17 protein-coding genes are annotated in these 14,085 nt (G+C 42.7%); 4 read left to right on the top strand and 13 right to left on the bottom strand.

Translation table 11 applies throughout. The features are described from left to right. Positions 1-157: 157 nt before the first annotated feature. From rpoH to ftsY, 4 genes are all read right to left on the bottom strand, one after another. Positions 158-1,018, bottom strand: coding sequence for an RNA polymerase sigma factor RpoH (gene rpoH / locus MHO82_RS18770; protein WP_239186326.1), 861 nt, complete (start codon positions 1,016-1,018; stop codon positions 158-160). A 116-nt stretch (positions 1,019-1,134) separates the two neighbouring features. Continuing rightward, positions 1,135-2,073 (bottom strand): permease-like cell division protein FtsX, encoded by a 939-nt coding sequence (gene ftsX / locus MHO82_RS18765; protein ID WP_239186324.1) that lies wholly within the window; start codon positions 2,071-2,073, stop codon positions 1,135-1,137. Further along, positions 2,063-2,731, bottom strand: a complete 669-nt coding sequence (gene ftsE / locus MHO82_RS18760; protein WP_239186322.1) for a cell division ATP-binding protein FtsE — start codon at positions 2,729-2,731, stop codon at positions 2,063-2,065. Before ftsE ends, ftsX begins: the two co-directional genes overlap by 11 nt. Before the next feature lie 3 nt (positions 2,732-2,734). Then, positions 2,735-4,024 carry a signal recognition particle-docking protein FtsY gene (ftsY, locus tag MHO82_RS18755; protein WP_239186320.1) on the bottom strand — a complete coding sequence of 430 codons (1,290 nt, stop codon included), beginning with the start codon at positions 4,022-4,024 and terminating at the stop codon, positions 2,735-2,737. An 82-nt stretch (positions 4,025-4,106) separates the two neighbouring features. Here ftsY and rsmD point away from each other — a divergent pair, with 82 nt between their 5' ends. Together rsmD and MHO82_RS18745 are read left to right on the top strand one after the other, a co-directional pair. Next, positions 4,107-4,712, top strand: a complete 606-nt coding sequence (gene rsmD, locus MHO82_RS18750; protein WP_239186318.1) for a 16S rRNA (guanine(966)-N(2))-methyltransferase RsmD — start codon at positions 4,107-4,109, stop codon at positions 4,710-4,712. After that, positions 4,709-4,975 carry a DUF1145 domain-containing protein gene (locus MHO82_RS18745; protein WP_239186316.1) on the top strand — a complete coding sequence of 89 codons (267 nt, stop codon included), beginning with the start codon at positions 4,709-4,711 and terminating at the stop codon, positions 4,973-4,975. The genes rsmD and MHO82_RS18745 overlap by 4 nt, the downstream gene beginning before the upstream one ends. A 49-nt stretch (positions 4,976-5,024) precedes the next feature. On the opposite strand, the gene MHO82_RS18740 is transcribed toward MHO82_RS18745, so the two are convergent. The 4 genes from MHO82_RS18740 to MHO82_RS18725 all read right to left on the bottom strand — a co-directional run bounded on the left by MHO82_RS18740 (position 5,025) and on the right by MHO82_RS18725 (position 8,067). Next, positions 5,025-5,615: a YhgN family NAAT transporter gene (locus MHO82_RS18740; RefSeq protein ID WP_239186314.1), complete on the bottom strand. Its 591-nt coding sequence runs from the start codon at positions 5,613-5,615 to the stop codon at positions 5,025-5,027. A 139-nt stretch (positions 5,616-5,754) separates the two neighbouring features. Next, entirely contained in the window at positions 5,755-5,997 is a 243-nt protein-coding gene (locus MHO82_RS18735) for a YecH family metal-binding protein (protein ID WP_239186312.1), read from the bottom strand. 99 nt (positions 5,998-6,096) lie between these two features. Then, positions 6,097-6,729 carry a lysoplasmalogenase gene (locus MHO82_RS18730; RefSeq protein ID WP_239186310.1) on the bottom strand — a complete coding sequence of 211 codons (633 nt, stop codon included), beginning with the start codon at positions 6,727-6,729 and terminating at the stop codon, positions 6,097-6,099. Between the two features lie 978 nt (positions 6,730-7,707). Further along, positions 7,708-8,067, bottom strand: a complete 360-nt coding sequence (locus tag MHO82_RS18725) for a DUF4145 domain-containing protein (protein WP_239186308.1) — start codon at positions 8,065-8,067, stop codon at positions 7,708-7,710. Between the two features lie 197 nt (positions 8,068-8,264). Here MHO82_RS18725 and MHO82_RS18720 point away from each other — a divergent pair, with 197 nt between their 5' ends. Both MHO82_RS18720 and MHO82_RS18715 read left to right on the top strand, forming a co-directional pair. Further along, positions 8,265-9,134, top strand: coding sequence for a GGDEF domain-containing protein (locus MHO82_RS18720; protein WP_239186306.1), 870 nt, complete (start codon positions 8,265-8,267; stop codon positions 9,132-9,134). Positions 9,135-9,220: 86 nt separating this feature from the next. Further along, a complete protein-coding gene (locus MHO82_RS18715; protein ID WP_239186304.1) occupies positions 9,221-9,553 on the top strand; it encodes a DUF2500 domain-containing protein in 333 nt (110 codons plus the stop codon). A gap of 27 nt (positions 9,554-9,580) precedes the next feature. Here the strand turns inward: MHO82_RS18715 and MHO82_RS18710 are convergent, their stop codons facing one another. The 5 genes from MHO82_RS18710 to MHO82_RS18690 form a co-directional block, all read right to left on the bottom strand. Further along, entirely contained in the window at positions 9,581-10,594 is a 1,014-nt protein-coding gene (locus MHO82_RS18710) for an acyltransferase (protein ID WP_239186302.1), read from the bottom strand. 276 nt (positions 10,595-10,870) lie between these two features. Beyond that, a complete protein-coding gene (gene arsJ, locus MHO82_RS18705; RefSeq protein WP_239186300.1) occupies positions 10,871-12,088 on the bottom strand; it encodes an organoarsenical effux MFS transporter ArsJ in 1,218 nt (405 codons plus the stop codon). Between the two features lie 74 nt (positions 12,089-12,162). Beyond that, entirely contained in the window at positions 12,163-12,654 is a 492-nt protein-coding gene (locus tag MHO82_RS18700) for a phosphatase (protein WP_239186298.1), read from the bottom strand. Positions 12,655-12,666: 12 nt separating this feature from the next. Then, positions 12,667-13,668: an ArsJ-associated glyceraldehyde-3-phosphate dehydrogenase gene (locus tag MHO82_RS18695; protein WP_239186296.1), complete on the bottom strand. Its 1,002-nt coding sequence runs from the start codon at positions 13,666-13,668 to the stop codon at positions 12,667-12,669. Between the two features lie 35 nt (positions 13,669-13,703). Beyond that, the gene (locus tag MHO82_RS18690; protein ID WP_239186294.1) at positions 13,704-14,051 is read right to left on the bottom strand and encodes a metalloregulator ArsR/SmtB family transcription factor; all 348 of its coding nucleotides are present in this window, start codon (positions 14,049-14,051) and stop codon (positions 13,704-13,706) included. Positions 14,052-14,085 lie beyond the last annotated feature (34 nt).

Genomic DNA, 14,085 nt, shown 5'->3' with positions numbered 1-14,085 from the left:
TCCCCCACCACTCTTTGTCTTGAGATCCCTTACTCACACGGTCAGTTACCCACAACGATCATCCACCTGTGCATAAATAAAAAAGAGATCATGGGCCAAAAACGAAAAAAGCCGAGATCATTAGATCTCGGCTTTTTACTTTAAATTAAAATCTTAGCTAGAAAATATCGCCGACAGCCTCTTTCAGCTTTTTCATGGCGTTTTTTTCTAATTGGCGAATACGTTCAGCAGACACACTGTAGTAATCAGCCAGTTCTTGCAATGTCGCTTTATTGTCATCTAACCAGCGAGAGCGAACAATGTGCTGACTACGCTCATCAAGTGATGCAATCGCATTCGATAATAAATTGGTATTGTGTGCTTCCCAGTTATCCGCTTCCACGGAAGCTGCAATATCTGATTGCTTATCTTCAAGATAAAAAACAGGTGCCGTAAAATCACCACTGCGATCATCATCTTCCGTTGGTGCTTCAAACGTCGCATCCTGGGCAGCTAATCGCGCTTCCATTTCACGAACTTCCGAAGGCTCAACACCAAGCGCTTCCGCGACCGTCTCCACTTCACTGTTGTTGAACCAACCTAAACGTTTTTTAGATTTACGAAGGTTAAAGAACAACTTACGCTGTGCTTTTGTCGTGGCGACTTTCACAATACGCCAGTTACGTAACACGTATTCATGGATCTCAGCTTTGATCCAGTGAACCGCAAAAGACACCAAACGCACACCCACTTCAGGGTTAAAACGTTTAACGGCTTTCATCAAACCAATGTTACCTTCCTGAACAAGGTCAGACATTGGCAAGCCGTAACCGGAATAACCACGAGCAACATGAACAACAAAACGTAAGTGAGGTAAAATCAAGCCTTTTGCGGCATCGATATCACTTTTATAGTGTACACGTTCAGCTAAATCACGCTCTTCTTCAGCCGTCAGCATTGGGTAGCTGTTCACTGAGCGAATGTAGCTATCTAAGCTATCTTGCGTAACTAAAGCCATTGAATACATCTCGTTTGACATTCAAATCCTCGTCGTATTTCGTGGTTTGTAAGCGATTTTACCTCGCAATCATGTACTGAATATGAACAAACTGCAAGCGAAGCTATCCATTATCCATATTTAAAGACAAAGATCTGCTAGACAGGTTCAATTTCTTTTAAATGTTTTGAGGCAGACAAGCGTGCGGCCAATACCCCTAAAAAGGCAGCCATCATCAATAATAGTAGACTTTCATCCCATGTCAGCCCCACAAGACGAAAGTGGCTGTTATACAATAAAGCCAACGTATCTACTGCGCCGTTAAGTAACACAGTCACGATCGCCGTTAAGATCCAAGCGAAGATCCCGCCCCAAAAGCCATACCACATACCCGTGTATAAATACGGACGCAGAATAAAGCCATCGGTCGCGCCGACCAGTTTCATCACTTGAATCGCTTCTTTATGAGCTAACACATTTAAACGCAATGTATTACCCACAATCAAAAACACCGCGGACAACATCAATACAGCCAACACCGAAGCCACCGTTACCGCTAAATCACGCAGTGCATCCAATCGTTGTAACCAATCGTCATCTAAACGAACCTCAGCAACATCAGGCTGAGCTTGAAGACGACGTACTAACTCTTTCACTTTGTCTGTTGATTGCCACTCAACCACAGGTGTCACTATTAATACCGCTGGTAGTGGGTTTTCATCCAATAATGTCAGAGCTTGATCAAAACCAGACAATTGACTGAAATCCGCTAACCCTTGCTCAGGAGAAATATAAAGAACGTCTGATGTTTCCGACCAACCCCGAACTTCGTCTTGCAGCGACGTGGCTTCTTCTTCACTTAAGCCCACTTCTAAATACAAACTGACTTGTGAAGGTGCTTGCCATGAGTCAGCAACAATCGATAAATTTTTTCCCACTAAATACAGGCTGCTTGGCAAGGCTAACGACATGGCAATAACCGCTAACGTTAATGCATTGCCAAGAGGTCTGCGCATCATTTCTTTTAGCGCTTGCATGGCCTGCTTTTTATGTTGAGCATAAAAGCCATCATGATTGGAGCGCTGTTTAGTAGCCATTTTTCACCTCTTGCAAATACCCTTGTTGCAAATCGAATCGACGATAACCACGACTACCAATTAATGACATATCATGAGTGGCCATTAAGACACTAACACCCACTCGATTAAATTCTTCAAATAACCTTAGTACTTGCTGCGATAGTTGAGCATCTAAATTACCCGTTGGCTCATCCGCCAACACCAACATAGGTTTATTTACCACAGCACGAGCAATACCCACTCTTTGTTGCTCACCACCCGACAATTGCGTCGGCAGACATTGAGCTTTATCTAATAACCCCGTTTTATCTAGCGCAGCAGAAACACGTCGTTTGATTTCATTTTCACTGGCCGATTCTACGCGCATCGGTAATGCCACGTTGTCATACACAGAACGATTCATTAATAATCGGTGATCTTGAAAAACAATACCGATATTACGACGTAAATAAGGAATATCACTGTTCGAAATCCGAGTAATGTCGTGCCCATTAAACATGATACGGCCATCACTCGGACGCTCTATTGCACAGATCAGTTTCAACAGCGTACTTTTACCCGCTCCAGAATGACCACTCAAGAAAGCCATCTCACCTCGTTCAAGATGAAAATCTACTTTTTGTAGCGCTTGGCGGCCACCACGATACGCTTTTGTTACCTGTTGAAACTTGATCACTGTTTATTCCTCGCGGCTAAATAACGCTTCAATAAAGTCGTGTGCAACAAATGGGCGCAGGTCATTAATGCCTTCACCTACACCAATATAACGAATTGGGATCTTAAATTGATCAGCAATCGCAAAAATAACGCCACCTTTTGCAGTGCCATCGAGTTTAGTTAAGCTGATCCCTGTCACTGGCGCGACTTCGCTAAACAATTTCGCTTGGCTGATCGCATTCTGTCCGGTGCCAGCATCTAAGGTCAACATGATCTCATGAGGGGCACTGTCGTCGATCTTTTTCATCACACGAACAATTTTACGCAACTCTTCCATCAAGTTACTCTTGTTCTGTAAACGACCGGCGGTATCAGCTATAACAACGTCAACTTTACGCGCTTTTGCCGCTTCAATGGCATCATAAATCACGGAAGCACTGTCAGCACCAGTATGCTGCGCAATCACTGGCACTTCATTACGCTGACCCCAAACTTGCAGCTGCTCAACCGCCGCCGCACGGAACGTATCACCAGCGGCCAACATGACAGACTTACCTTCATTTTGGAACTGCTTTGCAAGCTTACCAATGGTGGTGGTTTTACCCACCCCGTTCACGCCAACCATTAAGATAACGTAAGGCGTTTTTGTGGTATCAACTTCCAGTGGTTGCTCAACATGGCTCAAAATATCAGCCATTTCTTCTTTTAATAGACCATACAGCGCTTCACCGTCTTTAAGATCACGACGGCTGGCTTTATCGGTTAAATTATCGATGATCTTGGTGGTGGTGTTCATACCCACATCCGCAATCAATAACTGTTCTTCTAGTTCTTCAAACAGATCATCATCGATTTTTTTACCGCTAAACAGGCCAAAGAAACCAGCACCGATGTTCTCTTTAGTACGCTGTAGACTACGTTTTAAGCGAGCAAAGAAACCTTCGGTTGGCTTTTCTTGCTCTTGAACCACGACAACCTCTGGCTGCGGTTCAACTTCAGGCTCTGTTTTCTCAACGTCTGCTTGTTCCGATTCAGCAACAAGTTCTTCTTTTGGCTCAGAAGCTGCTACCACTTCTTCTTGCTCAGTCTTTGTCTCTTTCTCAACAGACTCAATTTCTGCCTGTTCAGTTTCCGCTGGAGCTGATTCAACAGGCGCTTCTGTACTAACAGCTGCCTCTTCTTGCTCTTTTACCGCTTCCTCATCAACCTGGTTTTGGTCAACTTTTTGGTTCTCTTTTACTTGCTGTTCGGCTTGGTCGCTATCGCCAAAACCTAGCCAGGATAATAATCCACGCTTCTTTTTACCTGCCATCGGGAAATCCTAGAATTTGATTGGTACAATTTGCCATCCATAAACTTGTGTATACTATCATTTTCTTAACGGTCAAAAAATCATGGTAAGACGTCGACAACAAACTCATCGATCTTCATCACCAAAATCAGGAGGTGGATTTGTAAGAATAATCAGCGGACGCTGGCGTGGCCGCAAGCTTCCTGTTCATGATGTTGAAGGGTTACGACCAACAACAGACCGAGTCAAAGAAACTGTATTTAACTGGTTGGCCCAAGATATTCCTCACGCTCGTTGTTTGGATCTTTTTGCTGGGAGCGGTGGCTTAGGTTTTGAAGCTCTCTCTCGTTCAGCAGAAAAAGTGGTGATGTTAGAGCTTGATAAAAAAGCACACCAGCAATTAGTTAATAATATCAAGACACTACAATCAAGCGATGTCGAAGCCATTAATACCGACGCCCTAAGTTATCTCACCAACCCGGGCACTCCCTTTGATGTGGTTTTTATCGATCCACCCTTTCGCAAAGATTTACTTACAAATACCATCACTCAACTTGAGAATAATGGCTGGCTTACCGACAATGCCATGATTTACATTGAGACAGAAAAAGAATTAAGCGCTATCGAAACCCCAGAACATTGGCGATTGCATCGTGAAAAAATTGCTGGCCAAGTCTGTTATCGATTATATGAGAGAGAAAAACTATGAAACATTTAATTTTATTAGCTAAAGCGGCCATTGCTTTTGTTTGGCTTATTTTGCTAATTAATATTGTTTACCCATTCCCTGGTGTTGCTGCCATGGCACTGTACATCATGACGGCGTTCTTATTTGCCATGCATGGTTTACAGATGCTGATCTTCATTGGCGCATTTGGCGATAAGATAAACATGAGTAAATGGGAAAGATGGTCCATCCTCATTTTCGGTATCTTTGCTTTGCTTGATATTCGCCGCAAGCACATGATGTAGTCACACCCAATAAAATGAAAAAGCCGCCAGAATGATTTGGCGGCTTTTTTTATGCGTTTTTTAAATACTGGCTAATACCATCTAAGAACATTTGGGTTGAAATCATGATCAGCATTAACCCCATCAGGCGTTCGATGGCTTTTAGCCCTCGCTCTCCAAACAGACGGTTAAACACTTCATAAAACATCAAAATAATGAAGGTTGCTCCCCAAGCCAATAACACCGCAATGGTCCAGTCTCCCAATCGATCCGGCTCTTGATTGGATAGCAACAATAATGAAGCCAACACCGAAGGCCCTGCGATCATAGGTATGGCCATTGGCACCAAAAATGGCTCTTCACCTGCCGCTAGCCCTGTCACTCCCCCAGGCTGAGGAAAGATCATTCGGATGGCAATCAAGAATAAGATTATTCCGCCAGAAATACTCACGGTTTCCGTTTTCACATGCAAAAAAGCCAGCATTTTCTGACCTGCAAACAAAAACAACAGCAAGATAATTAATGCAAAACACAACTCGCGGATCAGAACCTTACGACGACGTTTCGGCTCTAAGTGACGTAAAATCGATAAAATAATTGGCAAATTGCCCAGCGGGTCCATGATTAAAAACAGCATGACCGCGGCTGAGATAATTTCCATTAGCAGCCCTCATAGAATAAGGTAATAAATTGATTAAAAAGTGAAAGAAACCAGAACAGTTCTTAAAAAGAAGTATAACAATGGCTTACTAACTTGGCGAATAACACACCAAGTTAGCGAGTACTAATCGAAAAAATAATCAGTGTTTACACATCCGGCTAGGATCAGCGATTAACGTACCTTGATGTTCAAAAACCTTCCCACGCTCAAGAAAAAAGGCCAACAAATCAGATAAGCTTAACCCTTCTTTGCTACAGGTATGAAACCTAACATCAGAACCATACTTGGTGCACACCGCCGCCGCTAACGACTCTTGAGTAAATACTGCACTCGACTGAGAAAGCATATTAAGAATATTGTGTGCATGAATCGTCTTCGCCATGGTTTGCCTCTATGATCGTAAAAACATCATTACAACAGCCACAAAAAAAGCGGTGTTGATGCAAAGCAACAAAACCGCTCTTAAACAATTTATTCAAACTTAAGCCTGAAAAGCAATCGCCGATGCTGTAATTAAGCCTTGAGCAACATAATAACTGCCCATCACCATGGTCGTAGATAATTTAGAGCTGTGCTTGAAGCGATCAAATGCCAAAATAACATCAGATAGCATAAACATTAACGCCCCAGAAAAAGCCAATAAACTCACACCTGTTCGGCTCGTTAACCACACTTCTCCCGCAGCCCAAGTCATTTGAGCAATGACCAAAATATAACCAAGGACTGGTAAAGCCATATTGCCAAGATTAGGCAAAAGAAGCAGAAAGATAATAATCCCCGCCGCAAATAAAATCGCAGGTAGCCACCACACCATGCTACCTGATAACTGCGACCAAAACGCGCAGCTATACAAAACATGAGCGCCCAAAAAGCTGGCAAGGCCAAATAAAAACCTATCTTTTGGCAACATCAAAAACACATCACCAATCATAGAGAAAATTAAACCCGCCCCGATCAGCCACACATAAGCACTCTCCCCACCTGTCTGAATAAGCAAAACAAGCATAAGAAAAATGGTAAAAGGTTTAAAAAAATAAAACTGCCATTTGGGGCCTTGGGTTGCTGCCGAGATGTGTAATAAGCCCGATAAAGAAACGGCTAACCAACTCCACATAGTATTCACCTCATCATTTGTGCTCGGCAAGTTTAGGGAGACCAATAGTAATGTCTAGTCACTCTATCTGATAAGTCGATCTGACCGGAATAATCAACAATTGGAGTTGCGCTCACTCACACTAACTGAAATTACATGCTTCAAGCTGCTTATGAGCAAAAAAATCACAAACAAAAAATAGCAAACGTTTACCTTTGATTTTGCCTTTCTTTCTTTAAAATTGCTTATTATTCGATAACAAGATCTATAACACCTTTAAAACCATAATAAGAAAAACAACAAAAACAATTAAAATCAAATGCTTATAAAAACAAAAACCAAAAGCACACAAATGATAATAAATATCATCTAAATTTTATATTCAATTCATAAAGCTCTCTTACTTCGTTCCCCTAGATAAACTGCCATTCAAGCACAAATAATCAACACTGGAGAAATAACAACTACAAGATACCCATATAAAACACATGAAAATATAGTCACGGAAGAACAGACCAATAAAAAACAATAAAAATAAGAGAGCAAAAAACAAACTAAAAAAAACCAAAATTAAACAAATAAAATCAATAACTTAAAACAAAAAAACCACAAGGACACAAATAAAGACACTTTTTAGACAAGCAAAAAACATAGAAAAAACCTCCAATAAACACACTTAAAGCCCAACAAAAGTATGTTTTTTAAATCTTTTTACAGCAAACCCTTGATCAAACCCCAAAATAAGTGCTATTCTAATTGTCAACAGATTAAATCAACTTTTAAAGGAGCAGTGTTATGATTACACCATCTCAAAAACAAGGACTTATGATGATAGCTGTTGTTGTTGGCCTAATGACACTGCCAATGATGTACTAATTCATCTGTAAAAAATCATATAAACAAAAACGGACGCAAATGCGTCCGTTTTTGTTTATATGTGAAATCAAGCACATACTTATAATTGAGAGTTAGTTCTCATTAATAGAAGAATGACCGCTATCAAAATGAAATATTCTGCCAATGAGAACTGTAGAACCAAATTGCCAAAAAAGTCACCGCTAGCACTAAAGTAGCAGCAAGCCCCCAAATAAACCGACTTGCTCGTGGAGTGAGCTCCTTTTCACACTGATCGCATGCCCTTTTAAAACCTTTTTTATCATCTAACTGATAATCATCTTCATGAACGGTTTTATTTCTTACCGTAGCGATAAAACGTAACTTTTTAATCACATCATGAGGTAAACGCTCTTCGCAGCTTGTGATCAACTGATGAAGCCCCTTTCCATCCGCATGGTATTGAACCCTCAATAAACGCTCTAGCTTTCGGGTACGCACAACAACATATTCAATGTCAGACACTTCCCCTCCTAAATACGATTGCCCTATTACTATCCTAACCAAAAGAGATATGAAATTAGACGTTTATTATCAAATTTTTGTACCAACCCTCTGCAAAAGTTGCTTCATTGATGTACTTTTGTAAAGAAAATTAAGCAACTCTCGACATTGGCAGTAAAAAATGAGACAACATTCAATACCATAAGAGAGGTATCAGTATGACCAAAATGTCTTCATTATCGACAAAATGGGTGGTCGCCATAACCTTTGGCATAACGCTGTCTCTGTTCTCTTCCCTCGACAGCTTTGCAGAAAGTGCTGCAACCCTATTTATGTTGGTTCTGATCCTGTGCATGATCAAAGAAATCAGGGAGTCAGCCAACAAAGAACTGCAACGCTGGTTCTATCTTGCGTGGGGTTGCTATGGACTGGGGCTTATCGCTGATGTTCTAGACGAATTCCCACATTTAGAAAATTCACTACTGATTGAAAATGCCGATGATCCACTCCAATACATTGGCTTATTTCTCATATGCTTCTGCTTTTTAAAAATGTTGGCTGGGCGAAATGATTTAATCACTGAACTGCATAAAGAAATCGACCACAATAAATCTCTTGAACAACATTTATATTTTCTGGCCAATCATGATGAGCTCACAGGCCTTAAAAACCGCCGAGCACTGTTTATCTACCTACAAGATCAGCTTTCAGCACAGCAAAATGGCCACCTTGTCTATATGGATCTTGACCATTTTAAACACCTCAATGATCATTTTGGCCACCAGCAAGGCGATAAGGCTCTAAAAGAGATGGCCGCATTGTTACTCAAACATAACCACAACGATGCCACTTTTCGTTTAGGAGGGGATGAGTTTGTTACGGTATTACCACCAACAACCAACCCCCAACACTGGATAAAACAGCTGCACCAACTGAGTGCACCTTTAACTCAACATTACCAAATAGGGATCAGCGCAGGTTATTACTCTTACCAATATCAGGAGCTTGAAAGACCCGATCGCGTCTTAGCATTGGCCGACCAATACATGTATCACGATAAACATTTACGAACACCAGCTACCGAGTGAGATCACGCTTTATTTGTCAAAGCCTCCCCCAACTAATTTTTTTCTTTAAAATAATGGCATCACACCACTTCGTTTAAGGAATAACGATGCCTCTCACTCTACTGCTGTCTCTTATTATTCTGATCTGCGCAGGCGCTTGGTCTTTTTCTCATTTCTACCGCAAGCACATAAATGGCGATAATGCGCCAGAACAAAAAGTCGACGTCACGGTATTAGATAAACAGATCGTAGACATTCCAAACGCACAACCAGGTCAGGAAGATCAAGAATTTTGGATTTATGTGCAAAAAGGGAAATTTGGCCCTAAACGCGAGTTTCAAGTCGGAGTACACTACTTTCACGCCCTCAACCCTGGTGATAAAGGAACACTAACTTACCAAGGCGCGACATTTCATCACTTTGCCATGAAACGCGATTAGCCTCCCTCTCTTAATCGCAATCTTTCACTACGGCACTAGCCACTTGGTTTTATTCGATAAAGATAAAACCCAGCTGAGCAGTAATGAGCCAACAACCGACAGCAGCACCCACATTGGAATTAACCAACCAGGGTGCCCCTGATACCAAGCAAACGTCTTCATCGGCCATAAAAAGAGAGGGTGTAATAAATAAATGCCTAGGCTATGTCGGCTCATAAACACAATCGCAGTTCGGCAGCTCTGAGGCACCTGCTCAGCAATGCCTCGAAACACATAAAATACCGTCGCGGCAATCACCACCGTATTTAGGCTGTTATAGGAAAACCACCGACCAGAATCGTACCCTTTAAGATCAACGCTGTTTGCTACAACCATACCGACACTCACCGCAATGGCACCTCCCCCAATCACAGCAGAGACCCACAGTCTATTTGGGCTGATAGCGACACGTTGAAAAAGTAAATAACCCAGCAGCAGATAACCACTAAACAGCCACAGCTCTGTATTCCATATTCCTTCGATTTCCGCAAGAAACAATCCACATGTGATAAACCAAGCCCCTAAAAGCGCGTACGTTGCACCATTATCATCCTGCTGTACGAACATTCGTAAAAACGGCACAACCAGATAAAGAGGAATAAAGTAATAAAAAAAGCCTAAATGATAATAGGTTTCTTGAAAGGGAAGATCGGCCAAAACCGCAAGAGAAAACTGGAAATCAAACCCAGCAATATTCCAAGCCGATAGTAACGCGTAAAATACCGACCAAATCAGAAAAGGCACCACCACTTTACCGACTCGGCGCTTCAAATAATAACCGAGCTCAAAAGGACGAGAATCACTCAGCATTAAAGCACCAGTAATCATAATAAACACAGGCACAGCCCAGCGGCTTGCCCCATTCACGGTTACGGCGGTGAACCACTGATCAAAGGGGATAATGTCTAAGCCATGTCGATATGGCGCAAGAACGTGAATGGCAACAACAGCCAAAGCCGCAATGCAGCGCAATACATCAAAGAAAAAAACACGTTCTCTCATTCAGACCTAACTATCTCTATGATTTCACTATTCACATAGCAACCAATATAGCAGTTAACCCAAAAAATAAGCGAAGAGAAATGACAGGCAAAAAAAACCGAGGCCACAGTACCTCGGTATAAAAAGCGATTAAAGATGATCACATAAAACAATCCTGTAGTGGAGGGGATGCGATCAATGCTTGCTAGTCCCTACTCGCAACTATACGACAGGTTACTGAACCTAAGCTGACTGCCCTTTCATTACTGATGAACTCATGCACGTTTTATAAACCATTTACACCGTCGCTTGTTCATGTTTTGGCAACGCAATAGAAATCACGCTCGTAAGAACAAGGAACCCAAACGACACCCATAAACATGCGGCTAAACCAGCCCACTGATACACTAGCCCAGAAAGCACAGTACCTATCAATCGTCCCATAGCATTGGCCATATAGTAAAAACCCACGTCCAAAGAAACGCCATCATCTTTGGCATAACTGACAATCAGATACGAGTGCAAAGACGAATTGACCGCAAACACAGCGCCAAAGATCAGCAAACCAACAGCAATTACCAGTTGTGGCTGCCAGCCTATTTGCACCCCATAAGCAATGCCTGCGGCGATAATGGCTAATAGTCCAACCCAAAATAGTGCGGCACTACCATCCGGTACTTTACCTTGAGCTTTACCAGTAATTTTCGGAGCAAAACCTTGAACAACCCCATATGCAATAACCCAAGTGGCAAGGAACCCTCCAACCCACAGGTGATCCCAACCAAACACGCTGCCTAAGTAGATTGGTAAGGCAACGACAAACCAAACATCTCGTGCACCAAACAGGAACATGCGTGCCGCAGACAAAATATTGATGGAGCTCGACTTAGAAAAAATCTGACTGAACTTCGGCTTATTTTTGGCTTTGCCTAAATCGCTATCTAGGCCGATCAAGCTGCCAATAAGAACTAATGTAAGCACCCCAGCCATCAGCAACACTGCGTATTTGAAGCCAATCAGTGACAGAAGCAAACCACCAATGAAAAAACCAACCCCTTTTAGAGCATTTTTCGATCCAGTTAGAATCGCTATCCATTTATACAGCGCCCCTTGCTGCTCATTAGGCACTAGGGTTTTAATGGAGCTCTTAGCGCTCATCTTATTAAGGTCTTTCGCGATTCCAGACAAAGCCTGCGCCAACATCACCCAAGGAATGGTCAACCATGCATTCGGTACAGCAAGCATCGCCAGTGCGACAATCTGCATCGCCAGTCCCAAATTCATGGTTTTGTTCAACCCAAGTCTTGCACCCAACCAACCACCAACTAGGTTAGTCACAACACCAAAAAACTCGTAAAACAAAAACAGCGAAGCAATTTCTAATGTGCTGTAGCCCAGATCATGGAAATACAGCACCACCAGCATTCTCAAAGCACCGTCTGTAATCGTGAAGTTCCAATAATTGAACGTCACTAACATATACTGACGAACGCTCTTACTCAGATTTGCAATCATAGAGAACCTAACTTTTCTTGTGTGCAGCCATCAAAGCTTTTGGACACCCATGATCCAAAAGCTCTATTCGCTGTTTATTTCGCTGCAACCGCGTTGATGTAATCGACCTGAATAAACTTAGTAAATGCGCCCGGACGCAAGGCCTGCACTTCTTTTACGATATGACTCAGTGGCCACTGTTTTTCTAACAATAAGTGCGCAGCCAGCAACCCCGTGCGACCAGAACCGCCCATGCAATGCATAGCGACTTTGCCACCGTGATCCACGATGCGGTGCAATGCTGGGCTCGCTTGCTGCCATTTCGTGGCAAATTCATCACCGGGTGCGCAATCATCTTCAATTTCAATCTGAAACCACTGCATACCCAGTTTCTCTGCCTTGGCACCAAGCTGAGAAACGTCTTTGCTTGCCAGTTCAGTGTTATCCAGCGCAGTTACAATGGCTTGTACACCTTGCTGTTTAAGCTGAGTCAGTGACGCTTCTAAATCAACCCCTTTCGTGCCAGGGCACGGAGTCAGCACTAGCGCACCTTGCTCAAGATCCAATTGCCAAGTGGGATGTGTCATTTTCAGTACTCCTTATGCCAAACCAACGTTACGTACCAATTCAGCAGTACGTGTGGCGTAACCCATCTCGTTATCGTACCAAGCATAAATTTTCACCATACGAGTCCCCACCACCATCGTCGATTGAGCATCCACAATGGTTGAACGCTGATCACCACGATAATCAATGGACACGAGCGGTCTTTCCTCAAACCCTAAAATACCTTTTAGTTCCCCTTGTGAGGCTTCTTTCAGTAACGCATTTACTTCCTCTGCTGTCGTATCACGACTCACATCAAAAATAATGTCGGTAAGAGAGGCGTTAGCCAGTGGAACACGTACGGCATGACCATTAATTTTTCCTTTCAGATCAGGAAAAATCTCAACAATGGCGGTCGCAGAACCGGTAGTGGTTGGGATAAGGCTCATTCCACACGCACGAGCACGGCGTAAATCTTTATGCGGCGCATCTAAAATCGTTTGTGTGTTCGTTAAATCATGAATCGTCGTAAAAGAAGATTGCTCAATACCTAATTTTTCATGGATCACTTTCACCACAGGAGCAATACAGTTGGTGGTACAAGAAGCCGCCGTCACAATACGATGCAACTCTGGTTCAAAAATATCGTCGTTCACCCCAACCACAATATTCGCAACACCTTCTTCTTTCACCGGAGCAGAAACCACCACACGTTTTACGCCCTGATCCAAGTATTGTTGAAGCTTCGCTTTTTTACGGTTAACTCCTGTCGCTTCGATCACCACATCACAACCAGACCAATCAACGGCACCAATATCCGCTTCTTGAGAACAAGCAATACGCTGATCGCCAATCACAATATCAGTGCCTTCCACACTCACTTCATGATTCCAACGACCTTGCACCGAATCAAATTCCAGTAAATGCCCCAAGGTAGCCGCATCGCCAGCCACATCATTAATCTGTACAAACGTGATTTCAGGCCAATCAAACGCAGCACGCAATGCCAAACGACCAATACGGCCAAACCCGTTAATACCTACTTTAATTGTCATGTGATTATCCTTTATTAAAAATATGATGATGAACGTTACTTAGCCAGCTTGGCACACGGTCGATTAGGCATCGTGTGTAAACGCTCGATGTCTGCACTGTATTGAGCTTGCAAACACGTAGATTCTTTTAACCCTAGAATGACTTTTCGAAGCCATCCGGGTAACTCTGATGAAATATGGTAATAAACCCATTGGCCCACACGCTCATCCACTAACACGCCACTTGAGCGTAATAAAGCAAGATGACGCGATACTTTCGGCTGGCTTTCTTCCAGTGCAGCGGTGAGTTCACACACACATAACGCTCCTTCACGAGCCACCAGCAACAAACAGCGCAGCCGCGTCTCGTCAGATAACATTTTAAAAAATTGATGCGGCAACATTGTTAAATCTCAATATATGAATATCCATATATAT

Origin of the sequence: Vibrio sp. Of7-15 (assembly GCF_022347565.1) — a bacterium.
GTDB lineage: Bacteria > Pseudomonadota > Gammaproteobacteria > Enterobacterales > Vibrionaceae > NORP241.
Note: the sequence above shows the minus strand (reverse complement) of the source record. Positions and strands in the feature narration are given on the sequence as shown.